Genomic DNA, 15,885 nt, shown 5'->3' with positions numbered 1-15,885 from the left:
TTCGGCAGGGCGGGGACGGCTCCTCATCACCGACGAGACCCACGTACAAGCCGGTATTGCGGCTTTTCGGCACGGCGAGGTTGCCAATTCGTTCCGCATCGCGCACGGTCGGCAACGTGCTTGCCTACCCCGCCCTTCACGCCAGCCATGGCGGCATCTGGGTCGCGCAGGGCGGCGAGACGCGCGGGATCGGGCGTGGCGAAGCGATCCGGATCGCTGCCGATACCCCCGTCATCCTGCTCAACGCCGCGCTGATCGGCCAGCGTCTGGGCTATGCCGATCTGTCGGGACTCGACCTGCTCGAACTCTATGCGTTCCTGCGCCCGGCGCAGTTTGCGGTGCCGACGCCAAAGGGCATCGCCCGCGTCACCGGTCTCGACCTGCCGACCGACGATGCCGAGGTCGCGCCGTTCCTGTTGCGCGCCGCCGAGGCGATGCTGGCGCTGACCGACGCCGCGGACTGGCCCGAGCGGGAGGGAGCCTGGACCGCGGCGCAGTCGCTCTACCGGTTGCGCTGGCCCTGGGCGCCGGTGGTCGCCGAACGGCTGGCCAAGCCCGCGGTCAACGAACGCTGGCTGTTTTCGAAACTGCCCGAATGGGAGGAGCAGGCCCCGCGCCCCGCGCCGCGGACGATCGCGATCGAGCCGGGCGATGCCGAGGCGCGACTCGACGACCTGACCGGGCATGGCGCGGAGGAACGACCGGGGCAGCGCGCCTATGCCGCCGCGGCGACGGCCGCGTTCGCGCCGCGGGCGGTGCGCGATTCGCCCAATCTGGTGCTGGCGGAGGCGGGGACCGGGATCGGCAAGACGCTCGGCTATCTCGCCCCCGCCTCGATCTGGGCGGAAAAGGCGGGCGGCGCGGTCTGGATCTCGACCTATACCAAGGCGCTGCAGCGCCAGCTGGGCCGCGAGACCGAACGGCTCTTTCCCGATCCCGCGGTCCGCCGAACCAAGGTCGTCACGCGCAAGGGGCGTGAGAATTATCTCTGCCTGCTGAACCTCGAAGATGCGTTGCAGGGCGGGTTTGCGGGACGGGCGGCGGTGCTCGCGCAGCTCGTCGCGCGCTGGGCCGCGTATAGCGCGGACGGCGACATGGTCGGCGGCGACCTGCCCGGCTGGCTGCCGACGCTGTTCCGGCGCAACGGATCGACCGCATTGACCGACCGGCGTGGCGAGTGCGTCTATGCCGGCTGCCCGCATTACCGCAAATGCTTCATCGAACGCGCGGCGCGCGCCTCGACCGATGCCGACATCGTCATCGCCAACCATGCGCTGGTGATGGTCAACGCGGCGCGCGGACGCGAACTCGCCACCCGACCGACACGCTATGTGTTCGACGAGGGGCATCATATCTTTGACGCCGCCGATTCGATGTTCGCGACCGCGCTGACCGGCGGCGAGACGATCGAACTGCGCCGCTGGATCATCGGTCCCGAGGGCAGCAGCCGGGGGCGGCGGCGCGGACTGGCCGCACGCCTGTCCGATCTCGCCAGCTATGACGAGGCAGGCAATCGCGCGATCGGCGAGGCGGTGGCCGCGGCCGGTGCGCTGGCGAGCGAGGGCTGGCTGCAGCGGATCGGCGAGGGTGCGCCGTTTGGACCGATCGAGGAGCTGCTCGCCGCGGTGCGCGGGCTGACCTATGCGCGCGCCGAACAGCCGGGCGATGCCGGCTATGGGCTGGAAACCGAACTGGCCGAACCCGATCCGACGCTGATCGAAGCCGCCGCACCCGCCGCCGCCGCACTCGACGCGCTGGTGCGCCCGTTGGTCACGCTCGGCCGGCGGCTCGAGACGGTGCTGAGCGAGGCGCCAGACTGGCTCGACGGGCCGGCGCGGGCACGCGTCGAGGGCGCGATCGCGTCGATCGGTTGGCGCGCCGAGACGGTCGCGGCCTGGCTTTCGCTGCTGGCGCGCGTCGGCGGGCCGGCGGATGCCGATTTCGTCGACTGGCTCGCGGTCGACCGGGTCGAAGGACGCGAATTCGATATCGGGCTGCATCGCCGCTGGCTCGACCCGACCCGCCCGTTTGCGGAGGTCGTGCTGAAACCGGCGCATGGCGCGCTGGTGACGTCGGCGACGCTGACCGGGGGCGGCAGCGCGGAGGAAGGCTGGCAGATCGCCGAGGCGCGCAGCGGCGCACCGCATCTCACCCGCCCGGCCGCGCGGTTCGCCGCGCTCAGCCCGTTCGACTATGCGACACAGGCCGAGGTGCTGATCGTCACCGACGTCAAACGCGGCGATGTGGGCGCGCTGGCCAACGCCTATGCCCGGCTGATCGTCGCCTCGCGCGGCGGGACGCTCGGGCTGTTCACCGCGATCCGCCGGTTGCGCGGCGTGCATGGCCGGATCGCCGACCGGCTGGCGCGCGAAGGGCTGCCGCTGCTCGCGCAGCATGTCGATCCGATCGATACGGGCACATTGGTCGATATCTTCCGCGATGACCCGGGCGCGTCGCTGCTCGGCACCGATGCACTGCGCGACGGGGTCGACGTGCCGGGCGAATCGCTGCGGCTGGTGGTGATGGAGGGCGTGCCCTGGCCCAAGCCGACCGTGCTGCATGCCGCACGACGGCTTGCGGGTGGTGGCGCCGTGTATGACGACCGGCTGATCCGCGCGCGGCTGGCACAGGCGTTCGGCCGCCTGATCCGGCGTGCGGACGATTCGGGCGCGTTCGTCATGCTGTCCGCGGCGATGCCGTCGCGCCTGCTGAGCGCCTTCCCGCCGGGGGTTCCGGTGACGCGCGTCACACTCGACGAAGCGGTGACCCGAGTCGCGGCACGGCTTTCCTCGCGCGCCGCCTTGAGGCATGAGGCGGGCGAACCGGCCCGAGGACCCTTATCATGACGCCCGAGCCATGAAGACGCTGACGCTGCTGCGCCATGCCAAGTCGGGCTGGGACGACACGGTCTCGCGCGATTTCGACCGGCCGCTGAACGCCAAGGGCCGCCGCGCCGCGACGATCATCGGGCGGCAGATGCGCACATTGTCGCTCGCGTTCGACCATGTCGCCGCCTCGCCCGCGGTCCGCGTCGTCGAGACGCTCGACGAGATCGTCGCGGGCTATGGACGCACGCTGGCACCCGACTGGGACCGGCGGCTGTATCTGGCGTCGGCGGGGACGATCCTCGACCTCGTCCGCGATCTGCCGCGCGCCGTCGATCGCGCGCTGGTGATCGGGCATAATCCGGGGCTTGAGGATCTCGTCCTGCTGCTGACCCCAGACGTGACCCACCCGTTCCGCGACGCGGTTGAGGACAAATATCCGACCGCAAGTCTTGCCGAGCTGCAGTTCGACATCGACGACTGGGACGATCTGACGAGCGGATCGGCGCGGTTCACCCGCTTCGTGCGGCCGCGCGATCTCGATCCGACGCTGGGCCCCGACGCGGACTGACGCGTCGGGCCGGACTCGTCAGCCCTTGCCCTCGAGCTTGGCCTTCAGCCCCGAAAACGCGTTGACCGGCTGATATTCATCCTCGCTGATCACCCCGGCGGCGCGCAGTGCGGCCGCGGCGTTGGGGCCGCGGGGAAAGGGATCGAGCGCCAGCGCGAGCGTCTCGGCCGCCGCTTCCCCCAGATCGACCGCACCGCCATCGATCGGCACGGTGTCGAGCGCATCGTCCGACAATTCGATCTCGCCGTCGACCGCGCCGAAATCATCGACGAAGCGCAGCGCGACAGGTTCGTCGATCGTCGCGGTGAGCGGTTCGTCGGTCACCGAACAGGCCTGCACGACCTTAGCCGTCACATGCCCCTTGGCGACGATCCCGCTCGTGTCGCGACGGATCGTGAAGCGCGCCTCGAGCAGGTCGACCGACAGGATCGCAAACCGCGCGGCAAGCTTGCGGCGTTCCTCGGGCGTCGCGGCGAAGGTCACACTGCGATCGCGCTCGCCGATCGTGTCGAGTCGCTCGGGGCGGCTGAATTCGGGGGTCATGGCAGCTCTCCGGCGAGTAGGGTTGATAGCGGGACGCCGGCGAGCGCGGCGTGGAAGTCGGTGAGCGCCGTGCGGACATGCGCGAGCGCTGCGGGCGCGGGCGGATCGCCGCGATAGAGGTTGCGGACCAGCGGCGCGTCGAGATCGCCCGCGGCAAGTCCGTCGCGATAGGCGCCGAGCCGCCCGCCGAGCATGCTCATCATCCGGCCGATATGCTTGCCGACAATGATGTCGCCGATTCCGAGCTCGCGCAGCTGCCCGTCCATGTCGTCGACGAAGCGTTCCGCGAGTCGCGCGGCGGGCTCACCCCCCGACGGCTCCGATTCCATCCGCAGCATGACGAGCGCGAGGACCGCGGCGATCATGTCGAAGCGGCCGTCGACCGTGTCGGGCACCTGCCCGTCGCGATACCAGTGCTCCGCGCGCGCGCGCTGCACGACCGCGGTATAAAGTGGCAGCGCCTCGTCGTGCTTCTCGCCCAATAGCCTGCCGAACCAGCCCAAATCCTGTCGCCTTCCCGTCGCCAATGCGCGGCGGCTTGTTTGCCTGCGCAACCTCGCATATCGAGGCGATCCGCGGCCGATGCAATCGTGCTGCCGCCAGTATCGCGTGACCCCGCCCCGGGAGAGTATATGAGCGTCCTTTCATTCCGCCTGACACGCCGTACGGCCAGCGTCGCGGCGCTCGCGCTCGTCGGCCTGACGAGCGCAGGCTGCACGCAGCTTCGCTCGCATCAGGGCTATGTGGTCGATGTCGACCTCGTCAACTCGGTCCAGCCTGGCGTCGACAACCGTCAGTCGGTGCTCCAGACGCTCGGCAAGCCGACGCTCGCGGGGCAGTTCGACCAGGGTGACTGGTATTATCTGGCACGCGATAGCCGCAACCTGGCATTCCGCAACCCGCGCCCGAACGCGCAGATCACGCTGCAGATCAGCTTCGACCAGCAGGGCACCGTCACCGCGATCCGTCGCGGCGGGCTCGATCAGGTCGCCTCGATCAGCCCCGATGGCAAGACGACGCCGACGCTGGGTCGCCAGCGCGGCTTCTTCCAGGATCTGTTCGGCAATATCGGCTCGGTCGGTGCCCCCGGCACGGGCGGCGGCGGTGGCGCCAATACGGGTACGGGCCGCACGCGGCCCTAACGCTACCGGGCGGTCGCGGACTTTGCAGACTCGTACCTTCGCGCTAGGGCGCGGGGCATGACCGACGAGCTCCGCACCGCCGCCCTGGAATCCAAAGCCTGGCCGTATGAGGAGGCGCGCAAACTCCTCAAGCGCTATCCGCAGGGCAAGCAGGGCGCGCCGATCCTGTTCGAGACCGGCTATGGCCCGTCGGGCCTGCCGCATATCGGCACATTCAACGAAGTGCTGCGCACGACGATGGTGCGTAACGCCTTCCACGCGCTGAGCGACACGCCGACCCGGCTGATCGCGTTTTCGGACGACATGGACGGGTTGCGCAAGGTACCCGACAACGTCCCCAATGGCGACATGCTCGCCACGCATCTCGGCAAGCCACTGACGCAGATCCCCGATCCGTTCGGCACCCATTCGAGCTTTGCCGCGCACAACAACGCGATTTTGCGCGAATTTCTCGACCGCTACGGCTTCGATTACGAGTTCGCGTCGTCGACCGAATATTACACCAGCGGGCGCTTCGACGAGGCGCTGAAGGGGGTGCTGCGGCATTTCCAAGGCATCCAGGACGTGATGCTGCCGACGCTCCGCGCCGAGCGCCGCGCGACCTATTCGCCGGTGCTGCCGATCTCGCCGACCAGCGGCATCGTGTTGCAGGTACCGATCGAGGTGATCGATGCCGAGGCCGGGCTGATCGCGTTCGAGGATGATGGGCAGCGGATCGAGCAGAGCGTGCTCGGCGGCAAGGCCAAGCTGCAGTGGAAGGTCGACTGGGCGATGCGCTGGGTCGCACTCGGCGTCGATTACGAGATGGCGGGCAAGGACCTGATCGATTCGGTGACGCAGTCGTCGAAGATCGCGCGCGTGCTCGGCGGCCGCCCACCCGAGGGCTTCAACTACGAGATGTTCCTCGACGAGAATGGCGAGAAGATCTCGAAGTCCAAGGGCAATGGCCTCAGCCTCGACCAGTGGCTGACCTATGGCCCGCAGGAATCGCTGGCGTTCTACGCCTATCGCGAGCCGAAAAAGGCCAAGTCGCTGCACATGGGCGTGATCCCGCGCGCGGTGGACGAATATTGGCAGTTCCGCGGCAATTATGCCGGCCAGGATCTGAAGCAGAAGCTCGGCAATCCGGTCCACCATATCCATGACAGCAAGCTGCCCGAGGGCGAGTTGCCGGTGACGTTCGGGCTGCTGCTCAACCTCGTCGGCGTGATGGGCGATGCGAGCAAGGCGCAGGTCTGGGGCTATCTGGCGAATTACGTCCCCGATGCGTCGGCGGAGAGCTATCCCGAGCTCGACAAGCTGATCGACCATGCGCTGGCGTACGGCCGCGATTTTGTCGCGCCGACGCTCAAGCGGCGTGCACCCGAAGGCGTCGAGATCGCGGCGCTCGAGCGGCTCGATGCCGAACTCGCCGCGCTGCCCGCCGATGCGAGCGCCGAGGATGTGCAGAACATCGTCTACGAGATCGGCAAGACCGGCGGGTTCGAGACCCTGCGCGACTGGTTCAAGGCGCTGTACGAGACGCTGCTCGGCTCCGAACAGGGGCCGCGCATGGGCAGTTTCATCGCGCTGTACGGGATCGACAATTCGCGCAAGCTGATCGCGGAGGCGCTCGCCCGCCCCGCTGCCTGACACTCCTTACGAGGGTATACCCGATGCGCATGTTCTTCGACGACCGGCAGCGGGCGCATGCGCCGACGCAGGAGCTGCACAATGGCGGCTTCACGACCTATGCGGAGATGCCCGCGCGGGTCGATGCGATCCTGGCGGCGCTGGGGCCGGTCGAAACGCCGGCGGATCGCGGCGAGGCGCCGATCCTCGCGGTGCATTCGGCGGCCTATGTCGCGTTCCTGAAAGACGCGGCGCGGTTGTGGCGCGAGGCGGGGCGGACGGGGGATGCGATACCCTATGCGTTTCCGATCCGCGCGCGGCGGCCGCTCGACCTGACGCGGATCGATGCGCTGATCGGCGCGCACAGCTTTGACGCAACGACGCCGATCACCCCCGACAGCTGGACCGCCTCCTATGGCAGCGCGCAGTCGGCGCTGGCCGCGACGCACGCGGTGCTGGAGGGCGACCGCGCGGCGTTCGCGCTGTGCCGGCCGCCCGGCCATCATGCGGGCGCGGACTATTGCGGCGGCTATTGCCATCTCAACACCGCGGCGATCGCGGCGCAGGCGGCACGCGACGCGGGTGTCGCGCGCGTCGCGATCCTCGACATCGACTATCATCACGGCAACGGCACGCAGGACATCTTCTACGACCGCAGCGATGTGTTCTACGCTTCGGTCCATGCCGATCCGCGGACCGACTATCCCTTCTTCTGGGGGCATGCGGACGAGACGGGGGACGGCGACGGTCTGGGCGCGACGCTCAACCTGCCTTTGCCCCACGGCACAACGATCGACGCGTTTCGCACGGCGCAGACGACCGCGCTCGACGCGATCGCGACGTTCGATCCGGGTCTGCTCGTCGTCAGCTTCGGCGCGGATACGTGGGAGGGGGATCCGATCTCGCATTTCGCGCTGACCACGCCCGATTATGCGGTGCTGGCGCGCGATATCGCGGCGCGCGGCTGGCCGACTGCGATCGTCATGGAGGGCGGCTATGCGGTCGATGCGCTCGGCCACAATGTCGACAGCTTCCTGCGGGGATTCTGACATTTCAGGGACGGGTATCGCGGCGGGGACGCCGGCCTATCGCGGGCTGACGCTGGCGATGTTGTTCGCGGGGTTCTCGACCTTCTCACTACTCTATTCGGTGCAACCCCTGCTGCCGTCGTTCGCCGCGCAGTTCGGGCTCAGCGCGGAGGCGGCGTCGCTCGCGGTCTCGCTGGCAACCGGGCCGCTCGCGATCGGGATCCTGTTCGCAGGGGCCGTGTCCGACCGGCTCGGGCGGCGGCCGCTGATGATCGCGGCGATGTTCGCGGCGGGTGCGCTGACGCTGGCGACCGCCTTGGTGTCGGGGTGGAGCGGATTGCTCGTGCTGCGGTTCCTGACGGGGCTCGCGCTCGCGGGGGTGCCGGCGGTGGCGATGGCCTATGTCGCCGAGGAGGTCGATTCGGCCTCGGTCGGGGGTGCGATGGGGCTGTATATCGCGGGCAGCGCGATCGGCGGGATGGGTGGGCGGCTGGTCGCGAGCCTGGTCGCCGATTTCGGCGGCTGGCGGTTCGCGATCGCCGCGGTCGGGGTCGCGGGGCTGGCGATGGCCGAAGCGTTTCGCCGGCTCGCCCCGCCGTCGCGCAACTTCACACCGAGCGGTGGACGACCCGCCGCCCTCGTCCGCGATGCGCGCGCGCTGTTCGCCGACCGGGCGATGCCGCTCCTGTATCTCGAGGCGTTCCTGCTGATGGGGGTGTTCGTCACCATCTATAATTATGCGGGATTCCGGCTGATGGGGCCGCCCTACGGGCTCAGCCAGTCGGCGGTGGGCGCGGTGTTCCTGCTTTATGTGCTGGGGTCGATCAGCTCGGCGCGGTTCGGGACGCTCGCCGGGCGGCTGGGGCGGCGGACGATCTTCTGGGTGCCGGTGGTGGTGCTGATCGCGGGCGTCGCGCTGACCGCGATGCAGCCGCTGGTGCTGGTGATCGCCGGGATCGCGGTGGTGACGATCGGCTTCTTCGGCGCGCATTCGATCGCGAGCGCCTGGGTCGGGCGACGCGCGCAGAATGTCGCGGGCGGTGGCGCGCGCGGGCAGGCGGCGGCGTTCTACCTGTTCTTCTATTATATGGGGTCGAGCGTGCTGGGCTCCGCGGGCGGGTTCGCGTGGACGCATGCCGGCTGGCCCGGCGTGACGGACTTTTGCCTGGTCGTCGGCGGTGCGGCACTGGCGATCGGGCTGAGGCTGCGCGCGGTGCCACCATTGCGGGTCGAGCCGGTGGCAACGCCGCGGATGCCGGTGCCCTGAACCTCAGCGCGAGGCGATATCGATCGCGTCGCCCGGTGGCAGTTCCGACAGCGACCGCGCGACCGCGTCTGTGGCATCCATGACGCGCAGCATGTTGCCGCCGGCGAGCCTGGCCATGTCGGCATCGCTCCAGCCGCGGCGCGCGAGTTCGGCGAACAGCAGCGGATAGCCGTCGACGCCGGTCATCCCCTCGGGCCCGGTGCCGTTGATCCCGTCATAATCGCCACCGAGGCCAACATGATCGCGGCCAGCCACCCGCGCGATATGCTCGACATGATCCGCAACGGTCGCGGCGGTGACACGCGGTTCGGGATGGTCCCGGTCCCAGGCGACCAGCGGCGCAGGCGAACGCGCGCCATAGACGTTGGCGGGCACGCCTGCAGTCTTGGCTAAGGCGGTCCGGTCGGCATCCCAGGCCCGCCACGCGGTCGAGACGAAGGCGGGATAGAAATTGACCATGACGATCCCGCCGTTTGCGCCGATTGCGGCAAGCAGGTCGTCGGGAATGTCGCGCGGTGCATCGGTCAGCGCGCGGGCGCTGGAATGCGAGGCCATCACCGGCGCCTTGGCCGCGGCAAGGACCGCGCGCATCGTCGCGTCGGAGACGTGGCTGACATCGACGATCATGCCGATCCGGTTCATCTCGGCGACGACCGCGCGGCCGAAATCGGTGAGCCCGTTCGCCCGCGGCGCATCGGTCGAACTGTCCGCCCAGTTCAGGCTCTTGCCGTGCGTCAGCGTCATGTAACCGACGCCGAGCGCGCGGTACTGGCGCAGCACGGAGAGGCGCCCGTCGATCTGGTGCCCGCCCTCGACCCCGATCAGCGACGCGATCCGCCCCGCCTTCTCGATCCGACGGATATCGGCGGCGCTGGTCGCGCGTTCGAGCGCGGCGGGGTTGGCGGCGACGAATCGGCGGACGATGTCGATCTGTTCGAGCGTCATCTCGACCGCGCGCGGGCCGGTCATATCTGCGGGGATCCACACCGACCAGAATTGTGCGCCGACACGGCCCTTGCGCAAGCGGGGAATGTCCGTCTGGAGCGGGCGTGTGTCCGCAGCGAGACCGAGCGATTCGACCTTCGCGCCGTGTACGTCGCGGATTTCCCAGGCGAGGTCGTTATGGCCGTCGATGACCGGGGTCTTCCTGAGCACCCGGTCGACACGTGCCGCGACGCGGGGGTCGGGGGCGACCGGCGCCACGCTTGCCTGCGCGGCGATCAGGAGCAGGGCGGTGATCATGCCGCGCCATCGTGCCCGCCGCATCGCACGGCGGCAAGGGGATCAGTCGTCGTCCTCGGGGGGGCCGAGTTCGTTGACCCATTCCTGATTGTGGACGACGGTCGAGCGGACCGGGCGCCCCGCGGCGTCGAGCCAGGGCCGGTAGCGATAGCGCAGTTCGATCAGCCGGCAGGTGGTCGCGTCGAGCACCGCATTGCCGCTCGAACGCGTGATGCTGCACCCGGTGACGCGGCCGGTTGTCTCGACGGTGTAGCGGACACCGACCACGCCGCCCGCGCCGATGATCGCCTCCGCATTGGGGAAGTCCCTGTTCCTGAACCGCCCCTTCAACAGCCGCGGCGGGCTCTCGTCACCGCCATCGCCGTCGCCGTCGCCATAGCGGCCGCTGCCGGTACCGTCGCCCTCACCGCCCGCGCCAGTGCCGGGCCCCGGGACCGGCGCGGCGCCGGTCGTTGCCGCACTGCCGACGCCGGGCTTGAGCGCGGCGACGATCGGCGGCGGGATGACGGGCGGGACGATCGGGATCGGGGCGACGAGCTCGGTCGCCTTCGACCGGAGATTGGCGGGTGATGCGGCACCTTCGGGCCGGTGGCTCTTCGCCGGGCGGGGCACGACTTTTTCCAGCGGCGGCGGCGGGGGCGGCGGCCCGACCGCGAAGGTCTTGAGCGCGTCGGGGATCGCCGACGGGAGGCTGACGCCGAGGCCGAGGATCAGCGCATAGCCCAGTGCTGCACACAGGGCAGCGGCGCCGGCGGCGGACAGGAGCCGGTCGCGCGGATGGGGTTGGACGCCGTACATGACTGATATCTGGGGAGGATGGCGCGGGGCGGCAAGCGTTCGGGCCGCGGCGCTGTCCGGGGGGTTGGTGGGTGGGGAGGAGGACGGGCAATATGGGTCCGTCTATCCTCCCCCTCCGTCAGGCTATGCCTGCCACCTCCCCCTGCCGGGGGAGGCTTTGCGGGTTAGAGCTTTTCGGTCAGTTCGGGGACGATCTTGAACAGATCGCCGACCAGGCCGATGTCCGCGACCTGGAAGATCGGCGCGTCCTCGTCCTTGTTGATCGCGATGATCGTCTTCGAATCCTTCATGCCCGCGAGGTGCTGGATCGCGCCCGAGATGCCGACTGCGACATAGACTTCGGGGGCGACGATCTTGCCCGTCTGGCCGACCTGATAGTCGTTCGGGGCATAGCCCGCATCGACCGCGGCGCGGCTTGCACCGACGCCCGCGCCCAGCTTGTCCGCGAGCGGATCGATCAGCGCGTGGAACTGGTCGCTCGAGGCCAGCGCACGGCCGCCCGAAACGATGACCTTCGCGCTGGTCAGTTCGGGACGCTCGTTCTTGGCGATCTCCGCGCCGGCAAAGGTCGACAGACCCTTGTCGCCGGTCGAGGCGACCGCCTCGATCTCGCCCGAGCCGCCTTCGGTGGCGGCCTTTTCGAACGCGGTGCCACGGACGGTGATGACCTTCTTCGCGTCCGACGACTGGACGGTGGCGATCGCGTTGCCCGCATAGATCGGGCGCGTGAACGTGTCGTCGCTCTCGACCGAGAGGATGTCGCTGATCTGCATGACGTCGAGCAGGGCTGCGACGCGCGGCGCGATATTCTTGCCGTGCGTGGTCGACGGCGCGACGAACGCGTCGTGATGCCCCATTAGCTCGACGATCAGTGGCGCGACGTTTTCGGCGAGCGCGTGCGCGAACGCCGCGTCATCGGCGACGTGCACCTTGCCGACGCCGGCGATCTTCGCAGCGGCGGCGGCGACGGCGTCGACCCCCTGCCCTGCGACCAGCAGATGGACTTCTCCGAGCTTGCTCGCGGCAGTGACCGCGGAAAGCGTGGCGTCCTTGACGACCTGACCGTCATGTTCGACCCAAACGAGCGTCTTCACTTTGCGACTCCCATCGTCTTGAGTTTGCCGACGAGCTCATCGACGTCAGCGACCTTGATCCCCGCCGAGCGCTTGGCGGGCTCGACGACCTTCAGCGTGGTCAGCCGCGGCGTCACGTCGACACCGAAGTCGGCCGGCGCCTTGGTCGCCATCGGCTTCGACTTGGCCTTCATGATGTTCGGCAGCGACGCATAGCGCGGCTCGTTGAGGCGAAGATCGGTGGTGATGATCGCGGGCAGCTTGAGCGTGTCCGTCTCCGCACCGCCATCAACTTCGCGCGTCACATGGACCGAGTCGTCGGCGATCTCGACCTTCGACGCGAACGTGCCCTGGCCCCAGTTGAGGAGGCCGGCGAGCATCTGCCCGGTCTGGTTGTTGTCGTCGTCGATCGCCTGCTTGCCGAGGATGACGAGGTCGGGCTGTTCTTCCTCGACGATCTTGGCGAGGATCTTGGCGACGCCCAATGGCTCGACCTTGGTCTCGCTGAGGACGAGGATCGCGCGGTCGGCGCCCATGGCGAGCGCGGTGCGCAGCGTTTCCTGGCTCTTCTGCTCGCCGATCGACACGACGACGATCTCGGTCACGCCCTTGTCCTTCAGGCGGATCGCTTCCTCGACCGCGATCTCGTCGAACGGGTTCATGCTCATCTTGACGTTCGCCAGATCGACGCCCGTTCCGTCCGCCTTCACGCGAGGCTTCACGTTGTAGTCAAGCACACGCTTGACCGGCACCAGCACCTTCATCGGGATTCCTTCCAAGGTGAATATGTTCGTTTCGCCCGCCGGTTACCGGCTGCGTTGGTGCGACAGATGGCGGTTTCGCGTCGTTTTCGCAAGTGCGGTACGGAAACATCGGATACCGTAGCGTCACGACGACCGCCCCGTCGGACCGGCTGCGATACCAACGAAAAAGGGCCCGGACGTTTCCGTCCGAGCCCCGTTTTTCGCGAAGTCAGTATGCGAGGCCGACAGCGTTTACGCCGCGACCTTCTGCACCTCTGCGACGATCTTCTTGGCGGCGTCGCCAAGGTCGTTCGCGGGGACGATTGCCAGGCCGGAGTTCGCGAGGATCTCCTTGCCCTTCTCGACATTCGTGCCCTCGAGGCGGACGACCAGCGGGACCGACAGGTTCACTTCCTTCGCCGCCGCGACGATGCCGTCGGCGATGATGTCGCACTTCATGATGCCGCCGAAGATGTTGACGAGGATGCCCTTCACGTTCGGATCCGCGAGGATGATCTTGAACGCCGCGGTCACCTTCTCCTTGTTGGCGCCGCCGCCGACGTCGAGGAAGTTGGCCGGGAACATGCCGTTGAGCTTGATGATGTCCATCGTCGCCATGGCGAGGCCGGCGCCGTTGACCATGCAGCCGATGTCGCCGTCGAGCTTGATATAGGCGAGGTCGTACTTCGACGCCTCGAGCTCGGCGGGATCTTCCTCGGTCTCGTCGCGCAGCTGCAGCAGGTCCTTGTGGCGGAACAGCGCGTTGCCGTCGAACGCGACCTTCGCGTCGAGCACCATCAGCTTGCCGTCGTTGGTCACCGCGAGCGGGTTGATCTCGATCTGCTCGGCATCGGTGCCCATGAACGCGTCATACAGCTTCGACGCGGTGTTCGCGGCCTGCTTGGCGAGATCGCCGGTCAGTTCGAGTGCTGCGGCAACGGCGCGGCCGTGATGCGGCATGAAGCCGGTCGCCTGGTCGATGTCGATCGACTGGATCTTCTCGGGCGTGTCATGCGCGACCGCCTCGATGTCCATGCCGCCTTCGGTTGAGGCCACCATCATCACCCGGCCGGTGGTGCGGTTGAGCGTCAGCGCGAGGTAGAATTCCTTGTCGATGTCGACGCCGTCGGTGACGTACAGGCGGTTGACCTGCTTGCCCGCGTCACCCGTCTGGATGGTGACGAGCGTGTTGCCGAGCATGTCGGTCGCGGCCGCGCGAACCTCGTCCTCGGTCTTGGCGAGGCGGACGCCGCCCTTGGCGTCGGGGCCGAGCTCGACGAACTTGCCCTTGCCGCGGCCGCCGGCGTGGATCTGCGCCTTCACGACATAGAGCGGTCCGGGGAGCTTCTTCGAGGCCTCGACGGCTTCCTCGACGGTCAGCGCCGCGAAACCGGCGGGGACGGGGACGCCGAACTTGGCCAGCAGTTCCTTGGCCTGGTATTCATGGATGTTCATCGGGAAGGCTCCACGCAATTTTTAGGAAACTCGGGAATTGCCAGCGCGTAAAGCACAGGGCGCGCCGCAAATCCACCCTTAAGGCATTTGCACTTGCGTCTCGTTCGCAATAGAGCGAGGGGATCGCTGATTTTTGGCCATTTTAGGGATGCGCGCCGCAGCGGATCGAAACGCCTGCCGGATCACAAACATTTGCGGAAAAGTAACCCTTTTCGTGCCAGAGTTGAACCATGACAGACCCCGCCTACGACTCGCCTGAGACTCGGACCGGTGAAGAGCCCGGTGGAGAGTTGCGCCGGGCGTTGCGCAAATCCGTCAGGATGCGTGCGCACCTGCGCGACCGCGGCCAGACGCGGTTCGAGATCGAAGTGACCGACCTCTCACTGTCGGGGTTCCGGGCCGAGACCAGCTTCACGCTCTGGCCGGGGACGGTCGTGTGGCTGACATTGCCCGGCCTCGCCGCGCTCGAGGCGGTGGTCGCGTGGCGCGACAAGTTCAAATATGGCTGCGCCTTCGCCAAGCCGCTGCACCCCGCGGTGTTCGATCACATCGTGGCGCTGTCGCAGCGGTAACCCGGCGACCGCACCACGATCCGACAGCGGCGCGTCAGTCGAACAGGCTCGAGACGCTCGTTTCATCCGCGATCCGCTTGATCGCCTCGCCGAGCAGCGGAGCGATCTGCAGGTGGCGGATCTTGCCATGCGCGCCCTTGATCACGTCATGATTGCCGATTGAATCGGTGATGACGAGCTCGCGCAGCTCTGAGCCCTCGACCCGCGCGACCGCGCCGCCCGACAGCACGCCGTGCGTGACATAGGCGACGACGCCCTCGGCGCCTGCCTCCATCAGCGCGGCCGCCGCATTGCACAGCGTGCCCGCCGAATCGACGATGTCGTCGACCAGGATGCAGAAGCGGCCCTCGACCTCGCCGATGATGTTCATCACCTCCGATTCGCCGGCGCGCTCGCGACGCTTGTCGACGATCGCGAGCGGCGCGTTGTTGAGCCGCTTGGCGAGCACGCGCGCACGCACCACGCCGCCGACGTCGGGGGAGACGACCATCAGGTTCTTGCCCTTGAACCGCGCAAGGATATCCGCGGACATGACCGGCGCCGCATAGAGATTGTCGGTCGGGATATCGAAGAAGCCCTGGATCTGCCCGGCATGGAGATCGACCGAGAGGACGCGGTTGGCGCCCGCGACGGTGATGAGGTTGGCGACGAGCTTGGCCGAGATCGGCGTGCGCGGGCCGGGTTTCCGGTCCTGGCGGGCATAACCCATATAGGGGATGACCGCGGTGATGCGGCGTGCCGACGCGCGCTTCAGCGCGTCGATCATGATGAGCAATTCCATGAGGTTGTCGTTCGCCGGAAAGCCGGTCGACTGGATCACGAACACGTCCTCGCCGCGGACATTCTCGTTGATCTCGACGAACACTTCCTCGTCAGCGAAGCGGCGGACGCTGACATCGGTCAACGGAGTCTCGAGATAGGCGGCGATCTCCTGCGCCAGAGGCAGGTTCGAATTGCCGGTCATCAATTTCATCAAAATCGCTCCACGCCCTGTCGCACGCCCCTTAGTCCCGGT

Annotated in this window: 15 protein-coding genes; 7 read left to right on the top strand and 8 right to left on the bottom strand. The window is 68.1% G+C overall.

Going from position 1 to position 15,885, the window contains the following annotated elements; all coding sequences use genetic code 11:
* Positions 1-116 precede the first annotated feature (116 nt).
* Complete coding sequence (locus SOM18_RS12945; RefSeq protein WP_320481802.1) at positions 117-2,846, top strand: ATP-dependent DNA helicase; 2,730 nt, start codon at positions 117-119, stop codon at positions 2,844-2,846.
* 10 nt (positions 2,847-2,856) lie between these two features.
* The gene (locus SOM18_RS12940; RefSeq protein ID WP_031441777.1) at positions 2,857-3,396 is read left to right on the top strand and encodes a SixA phosphatase family protein; all 540 of its coding nucleotides are present in this window, start codon (positions 2,857-2,859) and stop codon (positions 3,394-3,396) included.
* 18 nt (positions 3,397-3,414) lie between these two features.
* On the opposite strand, the gene SOM18_RS12935 is transcribed toward SOM18_RS12940, so the two are convergent.
* Together SOM18_RS12935 and SOM18_RS12930 are read right to left on the bottom strand one after the other, a co-directional pair.
* On the bottom strand, positions 3,415-3,939 hold the full coding sequence (locus SOM18_RS12935; protein WP_031441776.1) for a YceD family protein: 525 nt from the start codon (positions 3,937-3,939) through the stop codon (positions 3,415-3,417).
* Complete coding sequence (locus tag SOM18_RS12930; RefSeq protein ID WP_031441775.1) at positions 3,936-4,442, bottom strand: ubiquinol-cytochrome C chaperone family protein; 507 nt, start codon at positions 4,440-4,442, stop codon at positions 3,936-3,938. The genes SOM18_RS12935 and SOM18_RS12930 overlap by 4 nt, the downstream gene beginning before the upstream one ends.
* Before the next feature lie 129 nt (positions 4,443-4,571).
* On the opposite strand from SOM18_RS12930, the gene SOM18_RS12925 reads away from it, so the two are divergent.
* The 4 genes from SOM18_RS12925 to SOM18_RS12910 are packed head-to-tail and all read left to right on the top strand — an operon-like array spanning position 4,572 to position 8,987.
* Entirely contained in the window at positions 4,572-5,081 is a 510-nt protein-coding gene (locus SOM18_RS12925; protein WP_031396395.1) for an outer membrane protein assembly factor BamE, read from the top strand.
* A 57-nt stretch (positions 5,082-5,138) separates the two neighbouring features.
* Complete coding sequence (locus SOM18_RS12920; protein ID WP_320481801.1) at positions 5,139-6,713, top strand: lysine--tRNA ligase; 1,575 nt, start codon at positions 5,139-5,141, stop codon at positions 6,711-6,713.
* Between the two features lie 23 nt (positions 6,714-6,736).
* Complete coding sequence (locus SOM18_RS12915; RefSeq protein ID WP_031441774.1) at positions 6,737-7,741, top strand: histone deacetylase family protein; 1,005 nt, start codon at positions 6,737-6,739, stop codon at positions 7,739-7,741.
* The gene (locus SOM18_RS12910) at positions 7,713-8,987 is read left to right on the top strand and encodes an MFS transporter (RefSeq protein ID WP_037531152.1); all 1,275 of its coding nucleotides are present in this window, start codon (positions 7,713-7,715) and stop codon (positions 8,985-8,987) included. Before SOM18_RS12915 ends, SOM18_RS12910 begins: the two co-directional genes overlap by 29 nt.
* A gap of 3 nt (positions 8,988-8,990) precedes the next feature.
* On the opposite strand, the gene SOM18_RS12905 is transcribed toward SOM18_RS12910, so the two are convergent.
* The 5 genes from SOM18_RS12905 to sucC all read right to left on the bottom strand — a co-directional run bounded on the left by SOM18_RS12905 (position 8,991) and on the right by sucC (position 14,298).
* Positions 8,991-10,229 (bottom strand): dipeptidase, encoded by a 1,239-nt coding sequence (locus SOM18_RS12905; protein WP_320481800.1) that lies wholly within the window; start codon positions 10,227-10,229, stop codon positions 8,991-8,993.
* A gap of 42 nt (positions 10,230-10,271) precedes the next feature.
* Complete coding sequence (locus SOM18_RS12900) at positions 10,272-11,027, bottom strand: energy transducer TonB (protein ID WP_192007872.1); 756 nt, start codon at positions 11,025-11,027, stop codon at positions 10,272-10,274.
* A gap of 164 nt (positions 11,028-11,191) precedes the next feature.
* Complete coding sequence (locus SOM18_RS12895) at positions 11,192-12,121, bottom strand: electron transfer flavoprotein subunit alpha/FixB family protein (RefSeq protein WP_031440307.1); 930 nt, start codon at positions 12,119-12,121, stop codon at positions 11,192-11,194.
* Positions 12,118-12,864, bottom strand: coding sequence for an electron transfer flavoprotein subunit beta/FixA family protein (locus tag SOM18_RS12890; RefSeq protein ID WP_031440308.1), 747 nt, complete (start codon positions 12,862-12,864; stop codon positions 12,118-12,120). The genes SOM18_RS12895 and SOM18_RS12890 overlap by 4 nt, the downstream gene beginning before the upstream one ends.
* Before the next feature lie 231 nt (positions 12,865-13,095).
* The gene (gene sucC / locus SOM18_RS12885) at positions 13,096-14,298 is read right to left on the bottom strand and encodes an ADP-forming succinate--CoA ligase subunit beta (protein ID WP_031440309.1); all 1,203 of its coding nucleotides are present in this window, start codon (positions 14,296-14,298) and stop codon (positions 13,096-13,098) included.
* Between the two features lie 230 nt (positions 14,299-14,528).
* Between sucC and SOM18_RS12880 the strand changes: the two genes are divergently transcribed.
* Positions 14,529-14,870 (top strand): PilZ domain-containing protein, encoded by a 342-nt coding sequence (locus SOM18_RS12880; RefSeq protein WP_042466950.1) that lies wholly within the window; start codon positions 14,529-14,531, stop codon positions 14,868-14,870.
* A 34-nt stretch (positions 14,871-14,904) separates the two neighbouring features.
* Here SOM18_RS12880 and SOM18_RS12875 read toward each other — a convergent pair whose 3' ends face one another.
* Entirely contained in the window at positions 14,905-15,843 is a 939-nt protein-coding gene (locus SOM18_RS12875) for a ribose-phosphate pyrophosphokinase (RefSeq protein ID WP_031440310.1), read from the bottom strand.
* Positions 15,844-15,885 lie beyond the last annotated feature (42 nt).

Origin of the sequence: Sphingomonas sp. CFBP9019 (assembly GCF_034045155.1) — a bacterium.
GTDB classification, from domain to species: Bacteria; Pseudomonadota; Alphaproteobacteria; order Sphingomonadales; family Sphingomonadaceae; genus Sphingomonas; species Sphingomonas aerolata.
This window is presented reverse-complemented; position numbering and strand designations above follow the sequence as displayed.

Bases quoted from the DNA above. Each gene is read 5' to 3' on its own strand.
- SOM18_RS12940 (WP_031441777.1), top strand. From the start codon at position 2,857: ATGAAGACGCTGACGCTGCTGCGCCATGCCAAGTCGGGCTGGGACGAC.
- SOM18_RS12935 (WP_031441776.1), bottom strand. From the start codon at position 3,939: ATGACCCCCGAATTCAGCCGCCCCGAGCGACTCGACACGATCGGCGAG.
- SOM18_RS12925 (WP_031396395.1), top strand. From the start codon at position 4,572: ATGAGCGTCCTTTCATTCCGCCTGACACGCCGTACGGCCAGCGTCGCG.
- SOM18_RS12920 (WP_320481801.1), top strand. From the start codon at position 5,139: ATGACCGACGAGCTCCGCACCGCCGCCCTGGAATCCAAAGCCTGGCCG.
- SOM18_RS12915 (WP_031441774.1), top strand. From the start codon at position 6,737: ATGCGCATGTTCTTCGACGACCGGCAGCGGGCGCATGCGCCGACGCAG.
- SOM18_RS12910 (WP_037531152.1), top strand. From the start codon at position 7,713: ATGTCGACAGCTTCCTGCGGGGATTCTGACATTTCAGGGACGGGTATC.
- SOM18_RS12905 (WP_320481800.1), bottom strand. From the start codon at position 10,229: ATGATCACCGCCCTGCTCCTGATCGCCGCGCAGGCAAGCGTGGCGCCG.
- SOM18_RS12900 (WP_192007872.1), bottom strand. From the start codon at position 11,027: ATGTACGGCGTCCAACCCCATCCGCGCGACCGGCTCCTGTCCGCCGCC.
- SOM18_RS12890 (WP_031440308.1), bottom strand. From the start codon at position 12,864: ATGAAGGTGCTGGTGCCGGTCAAGCGTGTGCTTGACTACAACGTGAAG.
- sucC (WP_031440309.1), bottom strand. From the start codon at position 14,298: ATGAACATCCATGAATACCAGGCCAAGGAACTGCTGGCCAAGTTCGGC.
- SOM18_RS12880 (WP_042466950.1), top strand. From the start codon at position 14,529: ATGACAGACCCCGCCTACGACTCGCCTGAGACTCGGACCGGTGAAGAG.
- SOM18_RS12875 (WP_031440310.1), bottom strand. From the start codon at position 15,843: ATGAAATTGATGACCGGCAATTCGAACCTGCCTCTGGCGCAGGAGATC.